At 65.7% G+C, this 22750-nt stretch carries 24 protein-coding genes; 15 read left to right on the forward strand and 9 right to left on the reverse strand.

Annotated features, from left to right (window positions below; all coding sequences use genetic code 11):
- Window positions 1–3 precede the first annotated feature (3 nt).
- A complete protein-coding gene (gene rarD / locus RCAP_RS11410; RefSeq protein WP_013068017.1) occupies window positions 4–888 on the reverse strand; it encodes an EamA family transporter RarD in 885 nt (294 codons plus the stop codon).
- 224 nt (window positions 889–1112) lie between these two features.
- Here rarD and RCAP_RS11415 point away from each other — a divergent pair, with 224 nt between their 5' ends.
- The gene (locus RCAP_RS11415; RefSeq protein ID WP_013068018.1) at window positions 1113–2477 is read left to right on the forward strand and encodes a tryptophanase; all 1365 of its coding nucleotides are present in this window, start codon (window positions 1113–1115) and stop codon (window positions 2475–2477) included.
- A 284-nt stretch (window positions 2478–2761) separates the two neighbouring features.
- On the opposite strand, the gene RCAP_RS11420 is transcribed toward RCAP_RS11415, so the two are convergent.
- The 6 genes from RCAP_RS11420 to RCAP_RS11445 all read right to left on the reverse strand — a co-directional run bounded on the left by RCAP_RS11420 (window position 2762) and on the right by RCAP_RS11445 (window position 9003).
- The gene (locus tag RCAP_RS11420) at window positions 2762–3364 is read right to left on the reverse strand and encodes a superoxide dismutase (RefSeq protein WP_013068020.1); all 603 of its coding nucleotides are present in this window, start codon (window positions 3362–3364) and stop codon (window positions 2762–2764) included.
- Between the two features lie 111 nt (window positions 3365–3475).
- Window positions 3476–3652, reverse strand: coding sequence for a hypothetical protein (locus tag RCAP_RS19630; protein WP_013068021.1), 177 nt, complete (start codon window positions 3650–3652; stop codon window positions 3476–3478).
- A gap of 193 nt (window positions 3653–3845) precedes the next feature.
- Window positions 3846–4400 (reverse strand): sarcosine oxidase subunit gamma, encoded by a 555-nt coding sequence (locus RCAP_RS11430; protein WP_013068022.1) that lies wholly within the window; start codon window positions 4398–4400, stop codon window positions 3846–3848.
- Window positions 4393–7347, reverse strand: a complete 2955-nt coding sequence (locus RCAP_RS11435; protein WP_013068023.1) for a sarcosine oxidase subunit alpha family protein — start codon at window positions 7345–7347, stop codon at window positions 4393–4395. The genes RCAP_RS11430 and RCAP_RS11435 overlap by 8 nt, the downstream gene beginning before the upstream one ends.
- A complete protein-coding gene (locus RCAP_RS11440; RefSeq protein WP_013068024.1) occupies window positions 7344–7667 on the reverse strand; it encodes a sarcosine oxidase subunit delta in 324 nt (107 codons plus the stop codon). The genes RCAP_RS11435 and RCAP_RS11440 overlap by 4 nt, the downstream gene beginning before the upstream one ends.
- Window positions 7668–7758: 91 nt before the next feature.
- On the reverse strand, window positions 7759–9003 hold the full coding sequence (locus RCAP_RS11445) for a sarcosine oxidase subunit beta family protein (RefSeq protein ID WP_013068025.1): 1245 nt from the start codon (window positions 9001–9003) through the stop codon (window positions 7759–7761).
- 234 nt (window positions 9004–9237) lie between these two features.
- Here RCAP_RS11445 and ccmI point away from each other — a divergent pair, with 234 nt between their 5' ends.
- From ccmI to RCAP_RS11465, 4 genes are all read left to right on the forward strand, one after another.
- Window positions 9238–10512, forward strand: a complete 1275-nt coding sequence (ccmI, locus tag RCAP_RS11450) for a c-type cytochrome biogenesis protein CcmI (protein WP_013068026.1) — start codon at window positions 9238–9240, stop codon at window positions 10510–10512.
- Window positions 10509–10988: a Holliday junction resolvase RuvX gene (ruvX, locus tag RCAP_RS11455; protein WP_013068027.1), complete on the forward strand. Its 480-nt coding sequence runs from the start codon at window positions 10509–10511 to the stop codon at window positions 10986–10988. The genes ccmI and ruvX overlap by 4 nt, the downstream gene beginning before the upstream one ends.
- Entirely contained in the window at window positions 10981–11232 is a 252-nt protein-coding gene (locus RCAP_RS11460) for a DUF1289 domain-containing protein (RefSeq protein WP_013068028.1), read from the forward strand. Before ruvX ends, RCAP_RS11460 begins: the two co-directional genes overlap by 8 nt.
- 241 nt (window positions 11233–11473) lie before the next feature.
- Window positions 11474–12469 (forward strand): Hint domain-containing protein, encoded by a 996-nt coding sequence (locus RCAP_RS11465; RefSeq protein ID WP_013068029.1) that lies wholly within the window; start codon window positions 11474–11476, stop codon window positions 12467–12469.
- A gap of 1 nt (window position 12470) precedes the next feature.
- On the opposite strand, the gene RCAP_RS11470 is transcribed toward RCAP_RS11465, so the two are convergent.
- On the reverse strand, window positions 12471–12683 hold the full coding sequence (locus RCAP_RS11470; RefSeq protein WP_013068030.1) for a hypothetical protein: 213 nt from the start codon (window positions 12681–12683) through the stop codon (window positions 12471–12473).
- 203 nt (window positions 12684–12886) lie between these two features.
- On the opposite strand from RCAP_RS11470, the gene RCAP_RS11475 reads away from it, so the two are divergent.
- Together RCAP_RS11475 and RCAP_RS19635 are read left to right on the forward strand one after the other, a co-directional pair.
- The gene (locus RCAP_RS11475) at window positions 12887–14482 is read left to right on the forward strand and encodes a peptide chain release factor 3 (protein WP_013068031.1); all 1596 of its coding nucleotides are present in this window, start codon (window positions 12887–12889) and stop codon (window positions 14480–14482) included.
- A 93-nt stretch (window positions 14483–14575) separates the two neighbouring features.
- Window positions 14576–14740 (forward strand): hypothetical protein, encoded by a 165-nt coding sequence (locus tag RCAP_RS19635; RefSeq protein ID WP_013068032.1) that lies wholly within the window; start codon window positions 14576–14578, stop codon window positions 14738–14740.
- 119 nt (window positions 14741–14859) lie between these two features.
- Here RCAP_RS19635 and RCAP_RS11480 read toward each other — a convergent pair whose 3' ends face one another.
- Entirely contained in the window at window positions 14860–16008 is a 1149-nt protein-coding gene (locus tag RCAP_RS11480) for a deoxyguanosinetriphosphate triphosphohydrolase (RefSeq protein ID WP_013068033.1), read from the reverse strand.
- Window positions 16009–16081: 73 nt separating this feature from the next.
- Between RCAP_RS11480 and RCAP_RS11485 the strand changes: the two genes are divergently transcribed.
- The 8 genes from RCAP_RS11485 (at window position 16082) to RCAP_RS11520 (ending at window position 22712) form a co-directional block, all read left to right on the forward strand.
- A complete protein-coding gene (locus RCAP_RS11485; RefSeq protein ID WP_013068034.1) occupies window positions 16082–16411 on the forward strand; it encodes a HesB/IscA family protein in 330 nt (109 codons plus the stop codon).
- A 140-nt stretch (window positions 16412–16551) separates the two neighbouring features.
- Complete coding sequence (locus RCAP_RS11490) at window positions 16552–18360, forward strand: site-specific integrase (RefSeq protein ID WP_013068035.1); 1809 nt, start codon at window positions 16552–16554, stop codon at window positions 18358–18360.
- A gap of 77 nt (window positions 18361–18437) precedes the next feature.
- Window positions 18438–19643, forward strand: a complete 1206-nt coding sequence (locus RCAP_RS11495; RefSeq protein ID WP_013068036.1) for a phage portal protein — start codon at window positions 18438–18440, stop codon at window positions 19641–19643.
- On the forward strand, window positions 19636–19956 hold the full coding sequence (locus tag RCAP_RS11500; protein ID WP_013068037.1) for a gene transfer agent family protein: 321 nt from the start codon (window positions 19636–19638) through the stop codon (window positions 19954–19956). Before RCAP_RS11495 ends, RCAP_RS11500 begins: the two co-directional genes overlap by 8 nt.
- Complete coding sequence (locus tag RCAP_RS11505) at window positions 19953–21464, forward strand: phage major capsid protein (RefSeq protein WP_013068038.1); 1512 nt, start codon at window positions 19953–19955, stop codon at window positions 21462–21464. The genes RCAP_RS11500 and RCAP_RS11505 overlap by 4 nt, the downstream gene beginning before the upstream one ends.
- 3 nt (window positions 21465–21467) lie before the next feature.
- Window positions 21468–22106 carry a phage tail assembly chaperone gene (locus tag RCAP_RS11510; RefSeq protein ID WP_013068039.1) on the forward strand — a complete coding sequence of 213 codons (639 nt, stop codon included), beginning with the start codon at window positions 21468–21470 and terminating at the stop codon, window positions 22104–22106.
- A gap of 2 nt (window positions 22107–22108) precedes the next feature.
- Window positions 22109–22453, forward strand: a complete 345-nt coding sequence (locus RCAP_RS11515; protein ID WP_013068040.1) for an HNH endonuclease — start codon at window positions 22109–22111, stop codon at window positions 22451–22453.
- A complete protein-coding gene (locus tag RCAP_RS11520) occupies window positions 22446–22712 on the forward strand; it encodes a hypothetical protein (protein WP_013068041.1) in 267 nt (88 codons plus the stop codon). Before RCAP_RS11515 ends, RCAP_RS11520 begins: the two co-directional genes overlap by 8 nt.
- The last annotated feature ends 38 nt before the right edge of the window (window positions 22713–22750 follow it).

Raw genomic sequence — 22750 nt, forward strand, 5'->3', positions numbered from 1 at the left:
CCGCTACCCCCGCGCCCGCAGCGCCGCGGCCGAATAAAGCGCGAGCGCCCCCCAGATCAGCGCGAAGGCGATGGCATGGGCGCGGGTGAAAGGTTCGGCAAAGACCGCGACCGCCACGCCGAATTGCAGCGTCGGGTTGAGATATTGCACAAGGCCGATCGTCGCCATGCGCACCCGCTGCGCCGCATAGGAAAACAGCATCAGGGGCCCGCCCGTCATCAGGCCGGAAAAGGCCAGCATCAGCGAAGACCCGAAATCGCTGCCGAACCGGCCCGAGCCCGGCGCAAGGCCGAACCAGCCGAAATGCGCCGCCGCCAGCAGCAGCACGGCGAGCGGCGCCAAAAGCACCACCTCGGCCAGGACCGAGACGACCGGGGGCACGCTCAGCCCCTTTTTCAACAGCCCGTAAAGCCCGAAGGTCGTGGCCAGCATCAGCGCGATCCAGGGCGCGGCCCCCAGCGCCCAGGTCAGCCAGCCCACCGCCGCCGCGGCGATCATCACCGCAACCGCCTGCGCCCGGCCCATCCGCTCGCCGTAAAACACCATGCCCAACGCCACCGCGACCAGCGGAAAGATGTAATAGCCCAGCGAGGCCTCGACCGCGCGGCCGTTCTGCACCGACCAGATGAAGCCGAACCAGTTCAGCGAAATCACCACCGCCGCCGCGGCCAGAACCCGCAGGCTGCGCCCCCGGAGCGCCTGCGCCAGCACGGCGCGCTGTCCCTGCACCGCCACCACCGCGCCCAGAAACAGCACCGACCAGAGCGTGCGATGGGCCAGCACCTCCAGCGGCGGCACCTCGGAGAGCGCCTTGTAATAGATCCCCGAGAGGCCCCAGACGCAGCAGGCGGCCACCATCGCGAAAAAGCCCTTCGTGGTGTCCGTCATTCCTGTCTCCCCTGCGCCAAGGCGGCCACAGAACCCCGCCCCGGGGCGCCCGTCAATCCCGATCCCACCGCCTGACTTGACGGAAGCGACGCGGGATGCGAAATTCGGCCCTGCAACCCTCATGGGCGTCGAGCGCGGTCCGGGCCTCCGGGCAACCGCGACGCTGCGGCCCCATCGTGCGACGGTTGCCACGGGTATATGGGGCCATCGACAGGAGCCCCGCGATGAAAACCATCATCGAACCTTTCCGCATCAAATCGGTCGAGCCGATCCGCCTCACCTCGCGCCCCGAGCGCGAACGGCTGGCGCGCGAAGCCGGATACAACCTTTTCGGCCTGCACTCGGATGACGTCCTGATCGACCTTCTGACCGACAGCGGCACCGGCGCGATGTCGTCCTTGCAATGGGCGGCGGTGATGCAGGGCGACGAAAGCTATGCCGGTTCGCCCAGCTTCTTCCGCTTTGAAGCCGCCGTGCAAAACCTGATGCCTTTCAAGCACATCATCCCGACGCATCAGGGCCGCGCGGCGGAAGCGATCCTGTTCTCGATCTTCGGGGGCAAGGGCCGTCGCATCCCCTCGAACACCCATTTCGACACCACCCGCGGCAATATCGAGGCCTCGGGCGCCATGGGTGACGATCTGGTGATTGCCGAGGGCAAGGACCCGCAAAGCCTGCATCCATTCAAGGGCAACATGGATCTGGCGCGGCTCGAGGCCTATCTGGCCGAGCATCACGCCGAAGTGCCGCTGGTGATGATCACCATCACCAACAATGCGGGCGGCGGGCAGCCCGTCAGCCTTGCCAATATCCGCGCCGTGGCCGATCTGGCGCATCGGCATGGCAAGCCTTTCGTGATCGACGGCTGCCGCTTTGCCGAAAACGCCTGGTTCATCAAGACCCGCGAGGAGGGGCAGGCGGAGCGTTCGATCCCCGAGATCGTGCGCGATTGCTTTGCGGTGGCGGATGGCATGACGATGTCGGCGAAGAAGGACGCCTTTGGCAATATCGGCGGCTGGCTGGCGCTGAACGACGACGATCTGGCCGAGGAAGCGCGGGGCCATCTGATCCGGACCGAGGGCTTCCCGACCTATGGCGGGCTGGCGGGCCGCGACCTTGACGCGCTGGCGCAGGGTCTGGTCGAGATCGTCGACGAGGATTACCTGCGCTACCGCATCCGCACGCATCAATATATCGTCGAGCGGCTGGATGCGATGGGGGTTCCGGTGGTGAAGCCCGCGGGCGGGCATGCGGTCTTCATCGACGCGCGGGCGTGGCTGTCGCATATTCCGCCGCTGGAATATCCGGGGCAGGCCTTGGCGGTGGCTTTGTATGAACTCGCGGGCGTCCGGTCCTGCGAGATCGGCACGGCGATGTTCGGCCGCCAGCCCGACGGGTCGGAGAAACCGGCGGCGATGGATCTGGTGCGGCTCGCCTTCCCGCGCCGGACCTATACGCAAAGCCATGCCGATTACATCGTCGAGGCTTTCGAGGAGCTGGCGGCGACGAAGGACGCTCTGCGTGGCTACCGGATTGTCAAGGAACCGAAGCTGATGCGGCATTTCACCTGCCGGTTCGAAAAGCTCTGAGCCGGTTGATTGGCCGAGGCCATCGCCGAGGCCACGCGCGACATCAGCCCCATGACCGCCGAGGGCCCAAAGGCCCTCGGCCTGCGCCCGCCCCGCCCATGGCGGGCGCATTCGCGCCGCCGGGGCTGGGCGCAGGCCTCTGTCACGCTTGCGAAGGCGGTCTTGTGCCCACCCGCGCGCTGACGGGCGGGAAAAGGCGATGCCTTTTCTGATCCGCCCGAACACCGTTGGCAAAACAAAACCGGCCCCCGCGGGGGCCGGTTTCTTTCATCGCTCCGTCAGCCTCACAGACGCGAGGCGACGTTTTCCCAGTTCACCAGCTTGTCGAGGAAGTTCGTCAGATAGACCGGGCGCTTGTTGCGGAAGTCGATGTAATAGCTGTGCTCCCAGACGTCGCAGCCCAGAAGCGCGGTCTGCCCGAAGCAGAGCGGGTTCACGCCGTTTTCCGTCTTGGTGATCTTCAGCGCGCCATCGGTGTCCTTCACCAGCCAGGCCCAGCCCGACCCGAATTGCGCAGCCCCCGCGGCGGCGAAATCTTCCTTGAACTTCGCGACCGAGCCGAAAGCCTCGACCAGCGCCTTTTCCAGCTCGCCCGGCATCTTCTTGTCTTCGCCCGGCCCCATCATTTCCCAGAACTGCGCGTGGTTCCAGTGCTGCGAGGCGTTGTTGAAGATCCCCGATTGCGCCACGGCCCCGGCGCAATAGGTGCCCTTGACGATCTCCTCGACCGACTTGCCTTCCCATTCGGTGCCCGCGATCAGCTTGTTGCCGTTGTCGACATAGGCCTTGTGGTGCAGGTCGTGGTGATATTCGAGCGTCTCCTTCGACATGCCAAGCGCGGCCAGGGCATCATGGGCATAGGGAAGGGCGGGAAGTTCGAAAGCCATTTGAGCGATCCTTTTTTCGGGTTCTGTTGCGACCAATTGAAGCACTGAACGCGCCAAGGTCAAGGGTTGACGGGCGAATTTCCCGCACAGAGCCCCTGCCCGATCCGCACATCAGGGCTTTTCGGCCGCCGCCTTGCGCGCTTCGGCGGCGGCCTTCATCCGCGCGATCAGATCGTCCTTCGCCGCGCCCTTGCCATAGGGGTTCTTTGCCGAGCCCTTGGCATTGTGTTCGGAATGACGCGGATTGTTCTTGTCGGGCCGCGCGCCCCCGGATTTCGAATAGTCCATGCTGGATCTCCTTTGCCTTCGATCTGCGGCAAGCCCGGCCGCAAGGCAAGCGAAAAGGGGCGCTGCCCCTCTCTTGCCTGCCGGGCAAGTCACCCCCGGGATATTCATGGCAAGATGAAGGAGGCGTGTTTCATCTTGCCATAAATATCCCGGGGGGAGTCCGCAGGACGGGGGGCAGCGCCCCCCTGCCCGGTCAGAACAGCTCGCCCCCCGGGCGGGCCGAGACCTCGAGCAGCCCCATCACATAGGCCGCAACCGAACGGAAGCAGACAAGGCTCAGCTCCTCGGGGCCCGAGCGCCAGATCGCGGCGGCGACCTGCGCGGCGCGGGTGCGGCGCATCTCGCCCGGTTGCAGATTGGCGAAATCGACCGGGCAGAGCTTCATCAGCACCTGATCGGCCTTCGCCCCCGCAATGGTGAAACGCGCCCGGGCATCCGAGACATTGGTCACCAGCGCATGTTCGGTGTGCAGCGAATGCGCCAGCCCCGCCGCGACGGCGGGCGCATCCTCATAGGAACACATCACCAGCAGTTCATCGGGGCTCATCCAGGCGGTGAACCGGCCCTTCTCGCCCGCGACGATCTCGCGCGCGCCGGGCAGTTTCAGCCCCTGCCCGGCCAGCGCGATCCGCGTCGCCGTCGCCGACAGATCGGCGCGCAGCGTCACCATGCCCGAGAGCCCCGCCTCGGTCACGGTCGCAAACCCGGCATGGCTTTCGCCCTTGAGTGCAGACACCGCTTCAGACATCGGCTTTCTCCCCTGCCTTGTCGTAGAACACCGGATCGACGATCCGCGCCTGAATGACCTTGCCGCCATCGGCCGGGAATTCGAGCACCTCGCCCATCCGCGCCGGGCCATGCCTGACCAGCCCCATGGCGATGCCCTTCTTCAGCATCGGCGAATAATAGGTGGAGGTCACGCGGCCCTGAACCTTGCGCTGGCCGTTCTCGTTCACGCCCTCGTCGATGGCATAGACGCCATCGGGCAGAACCGAACCGTCAAGCGTTTCAAGGCCGACGAGCGTCCAGCGGTCCGGGTCGGTCATGTGCTTGCGCTCCTGCGCGCGCTTGCCCAGATAATCCGCCTTTTTCTTGCTGATCGCCCAGCCAAGGCCCAGATCCTGCGGGATCACCGTGCCGTCGGTCTCGTCGCCGATCATGATGAAGCCCTTTTCGGCCCGCATCACATGCAAAGCTTCGGTGCCGTAAGGCATGACGCCGAATTCCTCGCCCGCCTTGTGCAGCGCCTCCCAGAAGGCGAGCCCCATATTCGCGGGGACCGCGATTTCATAGGAAAGCTCGCCCGAGAAGGAGATCCGGAACACCCGCGCCGGGAAGCCGCCCAAAGTGCCTTCCTGATAGGTCATGAAGGGCAGCGCCTCTTTCGAGACATCCATGCCGCCGAGCTTTTCCAAGAGCTTGCGCGCTTTCGGCCCGACAACCGCGACCTGCGCATATTGTTCGGTCAGGTTGGCGGTATAGACTTTCCAGTCCCACCATTCGCATTGCAGCCAGTCTTCCATGTGGCCATGGATCCGGTCCGCCCCGCCCGAGGTGGTGTGGCAGAGCCAGGTATCCTCGGACAGACGCACGACCACGCCGTCATCAATCAGGAAGCCGTTGTCCGAACACATCAGCCCGTAGCGGCACTTGCCCACCGGCAGGGTCGACATGAGGTTGGTATACATCATGTCGAGGAACCGCCCCGCATCCGGCCCCTTGACCACGATCTTGCCCAGCGTCGAGGCGTCCAAGAGCCCGACATTGGTGCGGGTGTTGACGATCTCGCGGTTGACCGAGTCGCGGTGCTTCTCGCCCTTCCTCGGATAGGTATAGGGGCGCCGCCACAGGCCCACCGGCTCCCAATGCGCGCCCTTGGCTTCGTGCCAGGCATGCATCGGCGTCTTGCGCAGGGGCTGGAAGATCTCGCCCCGGGCCTCGCCCGCGATCGCGCCAAAGGAAATCGGCGTGTAGGGCGGGCGGAAGGTCGTCGTGCCGGTTTGCGGAATCTCCTGGCCCAAGGCCTCGGACAGGATCGCCAGACCGTTGATGTTGCTCAGTTTCCCCTGATCGGTGGCCATGCCGAGCGTGGTGTAGCGCTTGGTATGCTCGACCGAGGCATAGCCCTCGCGCGCGGCCAGCTGCACGTCGGACACTTTCACGTCGTTCTGATAGTCAAGGAAAGCCTTGAATTTCAACGCTTCCGAGGCCTTGGCAGGCATCACCCAGACCGGCATCAGCGGCGCTTCGGCCTCGACCTGCCCCACCATCCCGGCTTCCGCGCAGATCGCATCCAGCGTCAGATGGCCATTGGCGGCGCCCACCGCGGCGGCGATCGGTTGCCCCGCATCACCGGTCGGCGGTTTCGTGGCATCGGGGCGGAACATCACCGCCGCCTCGTCCCATTTCACCTTGCCGCCCGCATGGGAATAAAGATGCACGACCGGCGACCAGCCGCCCGACATCGCGACGCAATCGCAGTCGATCCGCTCGACCGCGCTGCCTTCGGTCGCATGGCTGGCGATCTCGACCGCCTTGACCGATTTCGCCCCCTTGACCTTGGCCACGGCCCGGCCTTCCAGCACCTTGACGCCGCGGTCCCGCACCGCATCGACCAGCGCCCCCATCGGCGCCGGGCGGGCATCGACGACGGCGGCCACCTCGAGCCCCGCATCGAGCGCAGAAAGCGCGGTGCGATAGGCGTCGTCGTTGTTCGTCACCACAAGGATGCGCTTGCCCGGCGCGACGGCCCAGTTCACGATGTAATCGCGCACCGCCGAGGCCAGCATGACCCCGGGCACGTCGTTGCCGGCAAAGGCCAGCGGCCGTTCGATGGCGCCGGTGGCGACCTGGGTGATCCCGGCGCGGGTGCGCCACAGCCGATGGCGCGGGCGGCCGTCGCCCGGGGTGTGATCGGCGACGCGTTCGTAAAGGATCGCATAGCCATGGTCATGCAGGCCAGCGACCATCGTGCGGGTCATCAGCCGGACATTCTCCATGCCTTCAAGGGCTTGCAGGGTGTCCTTGATCCAGGCCTCAGGCGTCTGGCCGTCGATCAGACCGCCATCGACCGGGGCGCGGCCGCCCCAATGCGCGGTCTGTTCGGCCAGGATCACCCGCTTGCCCGCTTTCGCGGCCTTCAGCGCGGCAGCCAGACCGGCGACGCCACCGCCCGCGACCAGCACGTCGCAATAGGCATAGGCCTGTTCGTAGCGATCCGGGTCGGGCTTTTTCGGCGCCTTGCCCAGACCCGCGGCGCGGCGGATGATCGGCTCGAAGATGCCGTGCCAGGCCTCCAGCGAATGCATGAAGGTCTTGTAGTAAAAGCCCGCGGGCATCAACTTGTAGGCGAAATCGTTCACCGCGCCGATGTCGAAGCCAAGGCTCGGCCAGTGGTTTTGCGAGGTGGCCCAGGCGCCCTCGAAGAGCTCCGTGGTGGTGGCGCGCTGGTCGGGCTCGTGGCGGTTGCCGCGGCCGAGGTTGACCAGCACGTTCGGCTCCTCGGCGCCCGAGGCGACAAGGCCGCGCGGGCGGTGATATTTGAACGAGCGCCCCAGCAGCGTGCGCCCCGAGCCCAGAAGCGCCGAGGCGAGGGTATCACCGGCAAAGCCCCGGGCTTTCGCGCGGTTGAACTTGAAGGCGAGCGGTTTGGAGCGGTCGATCAGACGGCCGCCCGAAGACAGACGATGGCTCATTTCCAGCCCTCCCAGCCCGGACGTTTCTCTTTGATTTTGGCGATCAGTTCGGCGGGCGGTTCGGAGGTCTGCGCCGGATAGGTGCCGAAAACCTCCCAGGTGACGGTGCAGCGCGCGGCGAGGAACCACTTGCCGCAGCCATAGGCATGGCGCCAGCGTTCAAAATGCACGCCCTTGGGGTTCTTGCGGGCGAACATGTAGGTTTCAAACTCGGCATCCGAGGAGCCCGGGCCGAAGCGCTTCAGATGCGCCTCGCCGCCGGGGGCCAGTTCGGTTTCCTCGACGGTGACGCCGCAGCAGGGGCAGGTCAGTGTCAGCATGTCAGCAGGCCTTTGGCTGGGCAGGCGCCGGGGGCTTCGCGCCCCCGGACCCCCGCGGGATATTTCGGGCAAGATGAAAGGGCGAAGGGCATCAATGCGCCACCCCGGCGGCGACGGATTCGTCGATGAACTGGCCTTCCTTGAAGCGGTGCAGGCCGAATTCGGCGGCCAGCGGCGAATAGCCCTTGGCCACCAGCTCCGCCATCGCAAAGCCCGAGCCCGGGATCGCCTTGAAGCCGCCGGTGCCCCAGCCGCAGTTGACGAAGATGCCGTCCACCGGGGTTTTCGACAGAATGGGCGAGCGGTCGCCGGTCATGTCGACGATGCCGCCCCATTGCCGCAGCATCTTGAGCCGCGAGATCACCGGGAAGGTCTCGATCAGGGCGCGGGTGGTTTCCTCGACATGGTGCCAGCTGCCGCGCTGCGAATAGTTGTTGAACCCGTCGGTGCCGCCGCCGATGACAAGTTCGCCCTTGTCGGATTGCGACATGTAGCCGTGCACAAGGTTCGCCATCACGACAACGTCGATGGTGGGCTTGATCGGTTCCGACACCCAGGCCTGCAGCGCCATCGATTCGATCGGCAGACGGAAGCCCGCCATGCCCGCCAGCACGCTCGAATGCCCGGCGACGACGATCGCGAGCTTGCCGCAATCGATCGACCCGCGCGAAGTGTCGACGCCGACGACGCGGCCGCCCTCGGTGCGCACGCCGGTAACCTCGGTGTTTTGCAAAAGATCCATGCCCATGTCGGAACAGGCCCGCGCATAGCCCCAGGCCACGGCGTCATGCCGCGCGGTGCCACCCTTTTCCTGCAAGAGCGCCCCCAGCACCGGATAGCGCGGCCCGGCGATGTTCAGGATCGGCACGAGCTTTTTCACTTCCTTCGGCTCGATCCAGCGGGTTTCGACATTTTGCAGATTGTTGGCGTAAACCGTGCGCTTGTAGCCGCGCATCTCGTGTTCGCTTTGCGCCAGCATCAAAAGGCCGCGCGGGCTGAACATGACGTTGTAGTTCAGGTCCTGCGACAGCCCCTCGTAAAGCGAGCGCGCCTTTTCATAGATCGCGGCGGAGGGGTCCTGCAGGTAGTTCGAGCGGATGATCGTGGTGTTGCGCCCGGTGTTGCCGCCGCCCAGCCACCCCTTTTCGATGATGGCCACATTCTTGATGCCATGCACCTTGCCCAGATAATAGGCCGTGGCTAGGCCATGCCCGCCCGCCCCCACCACGATCACGTCGTAGCGTTTCTTCGGCTCGGGCGAGGCCCAGGCCTTTTCCCAACCGCTGTGGTAGCGCAGCGCCTCGCGCGCCACGGCGAAGATCGAATAGCGTCTCATCGGCCCTCTCTCGCTTCGGGTTGGGGGTGGCACAGGCTGCATCCCCGAGTCTGGCTGTTTCACCTTAGATGAACCGCCCGGACCCCCGAAAGCCCCCCCCATGCGGCAATCGGCAGCAAAAAGCGACATCGTGCCCGACAGGCGCAACACAGAGCCGTGAGACAGCCTTTCACGCTCTTGTCTCTTTCTGCACGGCGCCAAAAGCCTTATGGGAGATGCAGGATAGGAGACCCCATGCTGTTCTGGATCATCTGCGCGACGCTGGTCGCCGCCATCGCCTTCGCCCTTGCCCTGACGCTGCTGCGCCCGCGCGGACAGGGCCTGCCCGCCGGGGCGCAGGATCTGCAGGTCTATCGCGCGCAACTGGCCGAGGTGGAGAAAGACCTTGCCCGCGGCGTGCTGAGCCCGGAAGAGGCGGCGCGGTCGCGGGTGGAAATCTCGCGCCGGCTGCTGGAGGCGGACCGGGCGCTGCAGGCGGCGGGCACGGCGGCGGCCGAGGCGCCGCGGCGCGGCACGGTGGCGGCGGCGGCGCTGGTGGTGGCGGCGCTGGCGGGGGCTTTCGCGATCTACGACCGGCTCGGCGCGGCCGGTCTGCCCGATGCGCCGCTGGCCGGGCGGCTGGCCGAGGCGGAGACGCTTTATCAGGCCCGCCCGGATCAGGCCGCGGCGGAAGCGACGGCCACGGCCGAGCGCAAGGCCGCCGAGGCGCAGGCGGCGGCGGCGGGCAACCCGGTGCCGCAGCCCGATCCGAAATTCCTCGAGCTGATGGAGCGGCTGCGTCAGGCGGTGGCGGCGCGGCCGAATGATCCGCAGGGGCTGGCGCTGCTGTCGGAAAACGAGATGGCTTTGGGCAATTTCCGCGCCGGATGGGAGGCGCAGCGGCGGCTGATCGCGCTCAAGGGCGACCGGGCCGAGGCGGCGGATTACACCCGTCTGGGCGAGCTGATGACCATTGCCGCGGGCGGGCTGGTGACGGCCGATGCCGAGGCGGCCTTTGCCAAGGCGTTGGACATGAACCCGAAAGACGGGCTGGCGCTGTTCTATGTCGGGCTGATGATGGGGCAGAACGACCGCCCCGACCGGGCCTTCCGGCTCTGGGATGCGTCCTTGCGGGCCTCGCCGCCCGAGGCGCCCTGGGTGGCCGAGATCGCGCAAGGGATCGAGACGCTGGCCTGGCTGGCGGGCGAGCAGGATTACACCCCGCCGCTGCCGGTGCCCGCGGGCCCCTCGGCCGAGCAGATGCAGGCCGCCGAGGGCATGGCCCCCGCCGACCGTCTGGCGATGATCCGCGGCATGGTCGAAAACCTGAACGCGCGGCTGGCGAACGAGGGCGGCAGCGCCGAGGATTGGACGAAGCTGATCTCCTCGCTGCGGGTGCTGGGCGAGGCGGACCGCGCCGCGGCGATCGCCACCGAGGCGCGGACGAAATTCACCGGCCGCGCCGGGGATCTGGCAAAGATCGAAGCGGCCACGCAGGTGCCGCTTGGCACGATCGGAGCCGCGCCATGATCTGCCCCGGGATGGACGACTTTGCCGCGGCGCTGCCGCGGGTGGGGGCGCTGGCCGGGCTCGATCTGGGCACGAAGACGATCGGGGTCGCGGTCTCGGACACGCTGCGGGGCATCGCGACGCCCCTGCGCACGATCCGGCGCGAGAAATTCTCCCTCGACCTGGCGGATCTGATGAAGACCGTGGCCGAGCGGCAAATCGCCGGGTTCGTCCTCGGGCTGCCGGTGAACATGGACGGCTCCGAGGGGCCGCGGGCGCAATCGACCCGGGCCTTCGCGCGCAACCTTGAAAAGCTGACGCCCTTGCCGATAACCTTCTGGGACGAGCGGCTCTCGACGGTGGCGGCCGAGCGCGCGATGCTGGAAGCCGATCTGTCGCGCAAACGCCGGGCCGAACTGGTCGATCACGTCGCGGCGGGGTTCATTCTGCAAGGCGCGCTCGACCGCCTTGCGCATCTGGGGCGCGCGCATGGCTGAGAACAGGCCGGAAAACACCGACGGGATCTGGAAACGGGCGGAAATCGACACGCCCTGCGTGAAGATCTGCCAGATCCACCCGACCGAGCGGCTTTGCATCGGCTGCCTGCGCACGCTGGACGAGATCGGCCGCTGGTCGCGGATGAGCCCCGAAGAGCGCCGCGCGGTGATGGCCGAGCTGCCCACCCGCGCGCCGCGTCTGGCCCAGCGCCGCGGCGGGCGCGCGGCACGACAGGCCGAGTAAGGGGGGGCGCTGCCCCCGTTCCGCAAGCGGACTCCCCCCGGGATATTTGCAGCAAGATGAAACCGGATGCCTTTCATCTTGCCCGAAATATCCCGGGGGGTGAATGGCGAGCAGAAGGGGGGCAAGCGCCCCCTGCCCCGGCGGTCCGTGGCGGCGCCTTGACGGGCGGGGGCGCGGGCATTAACCGAAATTGCAACAGATGCTGCGATCCTCGCCCAACCCCTCGTTCCCCGGACCCGCCATGACCGCCTCGCGTTCCCTGCCGCCTCAGGTCGTCCACGTCTATGAGGCCGATCTGATCTGGGTGACCTCGGGCGCCAATCAGGGCGACGGGCTTGATCTGGCCGCGCTGTGCCAGCCGGGCGACATCTATCAGCTGGACCGCGCCGCGCGGCCGTTGCGGCTGCTGATCGCCGCCGATCCCGAGACCGGGCAGCGCATCTGCGCGGGCTCGGAGCTGGGCGCCGAGGGCGACCGGATCGCCCTGATGGCGCGGCATGTCTTCATCACGCCCGACGGCGATACGGTCGATATCCTGTTGATCCGGCACGAGGAAACGCAGATCCTTTACGCCCTGCCGCTGTCGCCGATCGCGCCGCGGGTCGATTACACGCTGCTTGAGGCCACCGATGATCCGGGCGATGTGCGGCTCTCGGATCTGGTCTGCATCGCCTTCACCACCGGCACGCTGATCACCATGGCGGGCGGCGCGCAGCGCCCGATCGAGACGCTGGCCCCGGGCGACCGGGTGCTGACGCGCGACAGCGGACCGCAGCCGGTGCGGCTGGTGGCACGCGCGACGCTGCGCGCGCTCGGCTCTTTCGCGCCGGTGGTGATTTCGGCCGGAACGCTCGGCAATGAAAGCGATCTGGTCGTGGCGCCGCATCACCGCGTGTTCCTCTATCGGCGCGGCGAAAAGCGGCTGGGCGACACGGCGGAAATCCTTGTGCAGGCCAAGCATCTGGTCGATGGCGAACATGTCTGGCGCCGCGAGGGCGGCTATGTCGATTATTTCGCGCTGGTCTTCGACCGCCACGAGATCGTCTATGCCGAGGGCGTGCCGGTCGAAAGCCTGCAGGTGTCCGAGGCGACGCTGAACCTGATGCCCGAGGAACTGTCGGCCGAGATCAAGGCCCGTCTGCCCGATCTGACCCACACCCCCCATTTCGGCACCGAGGCCGGGCGCGAGATGCTTGACCGCGTCGGCCGCGAGGCGCTGTTTCGCAAGAAGGACTGAGCTACCCCGCCGCGCGGCCGCAGCGGTCTTCCGGGCGCGCATGCGGATCGGTGCAATCGGCGCAATCCCAAGCCCCCTCGCCCTCGGAACGGCACAGTTTCAAGTCCAGATGTCTTTCACGATCCCTGGCGCTGAACAGCGGCACCCCGCAATAGGGGCACAGAACCGTTTCGCGCACATTCAAGGACCCGGCAGCGGGATCGACCCTTGCCATGGCAGCCTCCTGTCCCGATCGGGGCCGGGCGCGTAAACGACCCCTCCGCCGAAGACAGGCTCCCCCACGAAACCCGCCCGACGAGGGTGGAAGCTTGGAACGATTCTACGCAGCGCGCCATGATCCGGATCAATTTGCCGCAGGTCGGGCGCGAAAAATCCGTCCTTCTTGCCCGCCATCCCGCCTTGCGGTAAAGGCCGCGCATGAGCAACCGTGCCCCCCTCCCGCCCGAAATCGCCCGCCGCCGGACCTTTGCGATCATCTCGCACCCCGACGCCGGGAAAACCACGCTCACGGAAAAATTCCTGCTGTTTGGCGGCGCGATCCAGATGGCCGGTCAGGTCCGGGCCAAGGGCGAGGCGCGGCGCACGCGGTCGGACTTCATGAAGCTGGAACAGGAGCGGGGCATCTCGGTTTCCGCCTCGGCGATGAGCTTTGACTTCCGGCATTACCGCTTCAATCTGGTCGACACCCCCGGCCACTCGGACTTTTCCGAGGACACCTATCGCACGCTGACCGCGGTTGACGCCGCGATCATGGTGATCGACGGGGCGAAGGGGGTGGAAAGCCAGACGCGGAAACTGTTCGAGGTCTGCCGGCTGCGCGATCTGCCGATCCTGACCTTTTGCAACAAGATGGACCGCGAAAGCCGGGATACGTTCGAGATCATCGACGAGATTCAGGAAAATCTGGCGATCGACGTCGCCCCGGCTTCCTGGCCGATCGGGATGGGGCGCGACTTCGTCGGCTGCTACGACATCTTGCACGACCGGCTGGAACTGATGGACCGCGCCGACCGCAACCGGGTGGCCGAAAGCATCAAGATCGACGGGCTTCAGGATCCGAAGCTCGCCGATCACGTCCCCCCCGATCTGCTGGCGAAGCTGCGCGAGGAAGTGGCGATGGCGCGCGAGTTGCTGCCCGCCTTCGACCGGCAAAGCTTCCTGGAAGGCCACATGACGCCCATTTGGTTCGGCTCTGCGATCAATTCCTTTGGCGTCAAGGAGTTGATGGACGGCATGGGCGAATACGGCCCCGAGCCGCAGCCGCAAAAGGCGGCCGAGCGGCAGATTGCCTCGGACGAGACCCCGGTCACCGGCTTCGTCTTCAAGGTGCAGGCGAACATGGACCCCAAGCACCGCGACCGCGTGGCTTTCGTGCGTCTGGCCTCGGGGCATTTCGAGCGCGGCATGAAGCTTTTGCATGTGCGTTCGGGCAAGCCGATGGCGGTGTCGAACCCGGTGCTGTTTCTGGCCGCCGACCGCGAACTGGCCGAGGAGGCCTGGGCGGGCGACATCATCGGCATTCCGAACCACGGCCAGCTGCGCATCGGCGATGCGCTGACCGAGGGCGAAAAGCTGCGCTTCACCGGCATTCCGTCCTTTGCGCCGGAACTGCTGCAGGCCGTGCGCTCGACCGATCCGATGAAGGGCAAGCATCTGGAAAAGGCGCTGATGCAATTCGCCGAGGAAGGGGCCGCCAAGGTCTTCAAGCCGATGATCGGCTCGGGCTTCATCGTCGGCGTCGTCGGCGCGCTGCAATTCGACGTGCTGGCCAGCCGGATCGAGGTCGAATACGGCATTCCGGTGCGGTTTGAGAGCTCGCAATTCAGCAGCGCCCGCTGGGTGCAGGGGCCGAAGGATCTGGTCGAGAAGCTGGTGAACGTGAACAAGCAGCACATTGCGACCGACCACGACGGCGACATCGTCTTCCTGACCCGGCTGCAATGGGACATCGACCGCGTCGTGCGGGATTATGAGGGCGTGAAGCTGTCGGCGACGAAGGAAATGATGCAATAAGGGCCCCCGCCGGAAGGCATGGCATGCGCGTTAAAGTTGTGTTAGGCTGAGGATGCGACAGAGGTCGCCTGTCTGAACACTTTGGAGGATGCCATGTCCGACGACGATGTGATGGACAAGAAACGTCAGAAGGCCGCCGACAAGATCATCACCCGGATGACCGAGGAGGGCGCGAGCCCCGGCGACATCAAGATCCAGAAAAAGGCGAACAAGGATGCCTTCGGTCACGAAGGCGAATGTGACGCCGAAGCTGGCTGAGACCGGTGCGCCGTCCCCTTGCCCCGGGGGACGGCGCATTTCGCCGCGCCGATGACGGCGCGCATTTCACCCAAGGAAACTCCTGCGTTTCTTCTTGGCGCAAATACGCGACTGCGCGCTCAGTCCGCGCCGAAGAGCCGCTGATGCTCCTGGATCGCGAAGCGGTCGGTCATGCCCGCGACGTAATCCAGCACCGTCCGCGCCAGTTCCGAATTCCCCTTCGCCCGCGCGCGGGCGACATCGGCCTGCCAATCCTCGGGCAAAAGCTCGGGACGTTCCAGAAACAGCGGGAAAAGCGCATTCACGATCCCCGTCACCCGCTGCCGTTCCACCACCACCGAGGGGGCGCGATACATGCGGGTGAACAGGAACCCCTTGATCGCCTTGATGTTCTGGTAAAGCGGTTTGGAAAACCGGATGATCGGCCCCTGCATCGCGCGGATCTCGTCGACATGGCGTGGCCGCAGGGACTCAAGCCGGTTCTTCGCCACGGCGATCACGTCTTCGACCATCACGCCAAAGACCCGCCGCAAGGCCTCGTGGCGGCGCCGCATCGGGTCAAGGCCGGGGTAAAGCTTGTCCACCGTGGCAAAGCACTCGCCCAGCACCGGCAATTCGCACAGGTCGGATTCGGTGAACAGCCCGGCGCGAAGGCCGTCGTGCAGATCGTGGTGGTTGTAGGCGCAGTCATCGGCGACGGCCGCCACCTGCGCCTCGGCGCTGGCGTTGGTGCCCAGTTCCAGATCCCATTGCGCATTCACCTCGGCCAGGGCGTAATTCCACGGCTGCGCCACCGGGCCGTTGTGCTTGGCGATGCCCTCCAGCGTCTCCCAGGTCAGGTTCAGCCCGTCGAAATCGGCGTAATGGCGTTCGAGCCGCGTCACGATCCGCAGCGCCTGGGCGTTGTGATCAAAACCGCCATAGGGCTCCATCAGCAGCGCCAGCGCATCCTCGCCGGTATGACCGAAGGGCGGATGGCCCAGATCATGCGCCAAGGCCACCGCCTCGGCCAGATCGGTGTTCAGCCCCAAGGCGCCCGCGATCGTGCGTGCCACCTGCGCCACCTCGATCGTATGGGTCAGCCGGGTGCGGTAATAATCGCCCTCGTGTTCGACAAAGACCTGGGTCTTGTGCTTGAGCCGCCGGAACGCCGAGGAATGGATGATCCGGTCGCGGTCGCGCTGAAACGGCGTGCGGAAGGTGGAATAGCTTTCGGCGAAACGCCGCCCCCGGCTGGCCTCGGGATTGCAGGCATAGGGTTGCAGCATTTCTCACCTCACCTTGTCGCAGGGCATGCCCCCTCCTATACTCTAAAGGGAACAACAGAACAGGTCCAACCCGATGCTTTTGCCGCCGAAAGTCACCCCCCGCGCCTTTGCGCGCCTGGCGAAACTGAATGCGCAGGAAGCGACGCCCAAGGCGCTGCGCGTTGCGGTCGAGGGCGGCGGCTGTTCGGGGTTCCAATATGACCTGAAGCTGGAGGCCGAGGCCGCCCCCGATGATCTGGTGATCGAGGCGGAAGGTCAGCGCGTGCTGATCGACCCGGTCAGCCTGCCCTTCCTGCAAGATGCGGTGATCGACTACACGCAAGAGCTGATCGGGGCGCGGTTCGTGGTGCAAAACCCGAATGCGACGGCCAGCTGCGGCTGCGGGATTTCCTTCTCGATGTGAAGGATGGTCGGGGCGGCGAGAACATAATAATGTTTTCGCCAAGCCCTTATTTTCCCCTAACAATATGCAAAACATTGACTTTTCGGCCTCAATCTGTAACACATGGATGTAACACACAACCCTTCCACTTGGTGCATTTCATGGCGCGCATTAGCCACCTCATCCGGCGCGGTTCTGCCTATTCAGCGCGAATCCGCGTCCCCCTAGATCTGGTCGAAACCCTCGGAAAGCGTGAGCTGGTGAAAGCACTTGGCACGAATGACGAGGCCGAGGCGAAGCGGCGGCTCTATCCGGTGCTGTCCAACTGGCAACGCGAGTTCGACGACCTTCGGACCCGCAAGGCCCTGGTGCCTGCCGACCGTGACCATGCCGTTTGGGACCATTACACCACCACCTTGGCCCGCGACGAAGCCGACCGGGCCGCCCTGCCCTCGCCCGCGCAGATCGAGGCAGAGAAGACGAAGCTTGTCGAAAAGGCGCAGCGCGGCGAGATCAAGGACGCCGAGCCGCTGACAATTCTGGACGCGACCCTTGATCTTCAAGTGATGCAGCGCGCCGGTGAAGTCTCGGCCCATGCGCGCGAGGCGAAGCTGAAAGACATGCGGAAGCACCTCATTGAAGGCAACACCGCTCTTATCGCGCATGAGGTGAACGCCTACCTGCACAACAATCGCCTTTTGGTCGAACCCGGAACGCCGGATTGGATCAGCCTCGCCCGGCACATGATGCGGGCAGAGATCGAAGCGCTTCAACGCACCCTTGAGCGTGACCGGGGCGATTACACCGGCCACCCGTCCGACCCGATCGTGAAGCCGCCCACCGGCGGGCGCCGTGAGTTCGCCAAGCCCGGCGAGACGATCATGGAAGTCTTCGAGACGTTTGCGAGCGAAAACCCGAACAGGGTGACGCCCGACCGGCTCAATCAGATCAGGCGCGACATCGGCATCTTTGTCGAAGTCGTGGGGGCGGGCTTTCCGGTTCATGCGATCGACAAGATGGCCGTTCGCGATTGGAAGGCCCTTCTGGTGAAGTATCCGATCCGGGCAACCGAGGTGAAGGACTTCAAGGGCATGACAATTCGGCAGATCGTGAAGGCGAACGAAAAGCTCGGGCGGCCCAAGTTGTCCGACCGCACCGTGAACCGTTACCTGTCGAGCCTTGGTGCCTTCTGCAATTGGCTTGTCGAGAATGGCTATCTGGCACAGAACCCCGTGTCGCGCATGGCCCTTAAGAAAGAGAAGAACTCAAAGACCTTCACCTTCACGTCCGATCAGTTGAACACGCTGTTCAAGTCGCCGCTCTTCACCGGGGCGCAAAGCGACAAGGAAGGCGAATGGCGCTATATCTCCCGGCCCGGCAAGGTGCTGATCCGCGACCACCGCTATTGGGTGCCCCTGATCATGCTGTTCAGCGGCGCAAGGAATGGCGAGATCGGCCAGCTTGCGACAAGTGACGTGCGCGAGCTGCACGGCCACTGGATTTTCCACATTACCACCGAGGGCGAACAGACCGAGCAAGGCAAGTCGGTCAAGACCGAAGGTTCCATGCGGGTGCTGCCCATTCACCCCGAGCTGATCCGCCTCGGCTTCCTGCAATACCACGCGGAACGGGTGAAGGCGGGCGACAAGCAACTTTTCCCCGGCGCCAAGCGCAACGAACGGGGGCAGATGATGGCCGAATTCTCGCGCGAGTTCGGCAAGTATCTGACGCGGATCGGCCTCAAGAACGGGCGCGGCCTGTCTCTCTATTCTTTCCGTCATGGCGCGACCGATGCGCTGCGCCGGGCCGGGTATCTGGACAGTCAGTTCGGTTTCATCCTTGGGCACACCGAGGCTTCGATGACCGGGCGTTATGGTCAGATGCCACAAGGGATGCTGCAACAGCGCGTGGAACTGGTGAACTCCATTGCCTACCCCGGCCTGAGTTTGGACCACCTCATTCCGCAATAATATAACATTTCCCTTGCGGCTGGATTCGGGCATGTGGTATTATTATACCCATACGAGTGCCCCTGTTTTCAGTTGCGATGTTTCAAAAGTTCCTTTCTGCATTTCAGAAAAAGGCGGTGGGCGTTTCGACGCCTGCCGCCCTTCCGCTGTTTGGGCTTGCCCCGACCCTGACCGGCAAGACCGTCACCACCGAAAGCGCCCTGCGTGTGCCTGCCGTCGCCTGTGCGGTGGCGCTGATCGCCGAGACGGTGGGCTCGCTGCCCGCGAAGCTCTTCGAGAAAGACGGGCGGGCGAGCGTCACCGATCACGCGGCCTTTTCGCTGATCCATGACGAGGCGAACCCCTGGACCTCGGCCGAGGCGCTGCGGGTGCAGCTTACCACCGATGCGCTCTTGCGCGGCCACGGCTTCGCCCTTGTCGTGCGCAATGCCACCGGCGCCCCTGTCGAGCTGCATCGGCTCGAACCGCACATGGTTCAGGTCGAAACCGACGACTTCGGCGAACCGGCCTATCTGGTGCAGCTCGCCGATGGCCGCCACCGCTACCCCTTCACCGACATTCTGCATGTGAGCGCCTTCGGAGGTGCCTCGCCGATCACGCTTGGCCGCGAAGCCATCGGTCTTGCCCTCGCCTTTGAAGAACATATCGCCAAGCTCTTTGCGAACGGCGGCAAGCCCGGCGGCATCCTGAAGACCGAAAAGACCCTCGGCGACGAAGCCAAGGCGAAGCTGGCGACAAGCTGGACGGCGGCGCATGGCGCGGGCCGTTCGGGCGGCACCGCGATTCTGGACGAGGGCATGAGCTATGAAGCGGTGACGATGACGCTCGCCGACACGCAATTCGCCGAGAACCGTCTGGAACAGATCCGCGAGATTGCCCGCGCCTTCCGCGTGCCACCGACGATGCTCTTCGAGCTGACGCGGGGCACCTGGAGCAATACCGAAGAGATGGCCCGGCAATTCCTGCAAGTGACGCTGAAGCCGTGGCTGGCGTCCTGGTCCTGGGCCTATGCGCGCTGCCTGCTTTCGCCCGAGGAACGCCGCCGCCTTTATGTCGAGTTCGTCACGGACGACCTGACCACCACCGACACCGCCGCCCGTGCCGCCGCCTATGGGCAGTATCGCAGCATGGGCGCGATGACCGCCAACGAGGTGCGCGCCGGTCTGAACCTGCCGCCGCGCGCCGATGGCGACACGCTGCAAAACCCCTACACCACCACCGGCGCCGCCCCTGCGGTTGATCCGGTGGCTGATCCTGCCCCCGAGGATGCCCCGCATGACTGACCGCATCACCCTGCGCGCTTTCTTTGGCGATGCCGAGCGCGCCTTCACCCTGACCGACCCGATGCTGACCGAGCTGGAGCGCCTGACCGGCCTTGGCACCGGCGCGCTCTATGCCCAGCTCGTCAACATGGCCTTCCCGGTGCAGGTTCTCGCGCAGGTGATCCGCCTTGGCCTGATCGGCGCAGGGATGACCCCCGAAGAGGCGAAGCACCTTTGCGCCGCCTATGCCGAGAACCGCCCGCTGGCCGAGGTCTTCCCGCTCGCCTTCGCGATCCTGGATGCGCGCTGGAGCGGTGTTGAGGTCAAGCCATGACCGACCGGCTCGAAATCAAGGCGCAGCTCGCCGTGACCGAGGCGGGCGAGATCACCGGGATTGCCTGGCCGTTCGGCTCTGCCGACCGCGTGGGCGACGTGATCGTGAAAGGCGCCTTCACCGCCCCCGCCGCGCTGCCGATGCTCTTTGCCCATGATCAGGCGCAGGTGATTGGCGTCTGGGACCGGATCGCCGAGACCGAGGCCGGTCTGACGGTGAAGGGGCGCCTTCTGATCGACGACGTGGAACGCGCCCGCGAGGTGCGCGCGATGGTCAAGGCGGGGGCCGTCTCGGGCCTGTCGATCGGCTTTGTCACCAAGGATGCCAAGCGCGAAGGCCGGGGCCGCCGGATCACCGCGCTTGAGCTGCACGAAATCAGTATTGTTGCCGTCCCGGCGCATCCGGGCGCGCAGATCACCTCTTTCAAATCAACGCATTGCAATTCGGAGTTCACACAGATGGAACAAGAAGACATCGCGGCCCAAGCGCCGCAGATCGACACCAAAGCCTTTGACGAGATCAAGGCCCGCCTCGACAAGCTTGAAGCGAAGACGAACCGGCCGAGCCTGGCCGTGACCGGCGTGCAAAGCCCGATCATGGCCGCCGACGAGGTGAAGGGCTTCGTGCATTACCTGCGCACCGGCGACAAGTCCGAGACGAAGAGCCTCGCCTATGGCGCCCCCTCGACCGGCGGCATCCTCGCCCCCGAAACCGTCTCGACCGCGATCATCGAAAAGATCGCCGAACAATCGCCCGTGCGCGGGCTTGCCTCGGTCATTTCCATGAGCGGGCCGCTGCTGCAACTGCCCCGGCTGGTCAACGAGGTGCAGCCCGCCCATGTGACCGAGACCGCCGCGCGCCCGGAATCCGAGCCGACCTTCGAACAGATCGACCTCAAGCCGCATGAGATGGCGGTGATCGTGCCGGTGACGCGGGTTCTGCTCGAAGATGCGCAGGTCGATCTGAATGGCTATCTGAGCGCCCATATCGCCCGCCGCTTCGGCCAGCTCGAAGCGCAATGGTTCGTCAAGGGCAACGGCACCACCGCGGCCGAGGGCGTGCTGACCGCGACCGAGGTGCAGGAACTCGACGCGCCGACCCTGACGGCCGACACGCTGCTGGACCTCTTCTATGCGGTGAAGACGCCCTATGCGCAGAATGGCGCGTGGATGATGAACCGCAAGACGATGGCGAGCATCCGCAAGCTGGCCGACCTCGACGGGCAACTTCTGTGGCAAAGCGGCCTTGCGGCGGGCCAACCGTCGCTGTTGCTCGGCCGCCCGGTCTATGAGGCGCCCGACATGGACGACGCGACCACCGGCAAGACGCCGATCGTCTTCGGGGACTTCGCCTCGGGTTACACGATCGCCGACCATACCGGCTTCAGCGTCATGCGCGACGATTACACCGGCGCGACGAATGGCATCGTCAAGCTGCACGCCCGCCGCCGTGTCGGTGGTCGCGTGACGCCGGGCGAGGCGCTGGTGAAGCTCAAGCTTGCCGCCTGAGCCATGACCCCGCTTGCGCGCAACGAAGAGGTGACTTTGCATCACGGGGGTTGGGCCGTGGTGCTGCGCCCCTCGCTGCGCGCGGCGATGACGCTTGAACGCCTGCACGATGGCTGGCCGGGTCTTCTCCTTGGGCTCGGGCAGTTCCGCTTGCAGACCGTTCAGGCGATCATCCGGGCTTCGGCGGTTGAACGCAACGCCGCCGAGGCCCTTCTGGCCTCTTTCGCTGCCGCCCCCATCTCGGCGGTGAAAGAGGCCGTCACCGCGCCGCTCGGCGCGCTTCTGACCCTCTTCCTTGCCCCGATGACCGAGACGGCCGAGACGGCAGAGACCGCCACCCCGGCCGCACCGAAGCCCTGGGCGGATGCCTATTCAGAGCTTTACCGCTTCGGCACGGGGTGGCTTGGCTGGAGCCCGGCCGAGACCTGGGCCGCGACACCGACCGAGATTGCGCAGGCGCTCGACGGCAAGCTCGCGCATCTGATCGCGTTGAACGGGGACGAGGGCAACGCCGGTCCCAGCGGTCCCGCCGGTCCCGGCCCCGACGCCTACACCCCCGCGCGGCTGCGCGAGATCGAAGAGCTGGGCTTCGACCCGGCCTTTGACCGCGAGGGCCTGCGCCGTCTGAAAGCGATGACCTGACCATGCCCCGCCCGCCCCATATCTGCGCCTGTGGCCGCCTTGTGCCGCATGGCGAGCGCTGCACTTGCCAGAAAGACGCCGACCGCGCCCGCAAGCGCCGCCACGATGCGAAACGCCCCTCGGCCCGTGAACGCGGTTACACGACCGATTGGGAGAAAGAGCGCGCGGCGTTCCTTGAAGCGCACCCCTGTTGCGCGATCTGCGGGGCGGTGGCGAGCGTGGTCGATCACATCACCCCGCACAAGGGGAACAAGGCGCTCTTCTGGGACCGCTACAACTGGCAAGCCCTCTGCAAGCCCTGCCATGACCGGGTGAAGCAAAGGCAAGAGCGAGCGGGCGATGTTTGAAGCGCCTTCACGCTGGAACCCTGAGCGGAACCTGTGGCTTGAGGTGCTTTATCGCACGGTGGAAGACGCGACCAAGGGGCCGCGCCATGTGCCCAAGCCCGCCGACAAAGCCCTGATCATGCGCGAGGCACGCGACTACCTGACCCGGCCGAGTCGCGACCTTGCGATGGTATGCGCCTTGGCCGGGGTGGACATGGGAGCCGTGATTGATCACATAGGCCGGAAGCTGGCCGGTGGAAGAAGTGCTGCGCCCCGGTGATCTGCGGGGCAAGTATATAAGTGTGGAAACTGCCTGAC

It is taken from the genome of Rhodobacter capsulatus SB 1003, from assembly GCF_000021865.1.
Taxonomy (GTDB): Bacteria; Pseudomonadota; Alphaproteobacteria; order Rhodobacterales; family Rhodobacteraceae; genus Rhodobacter; species Rhodobacter capsulatus_B.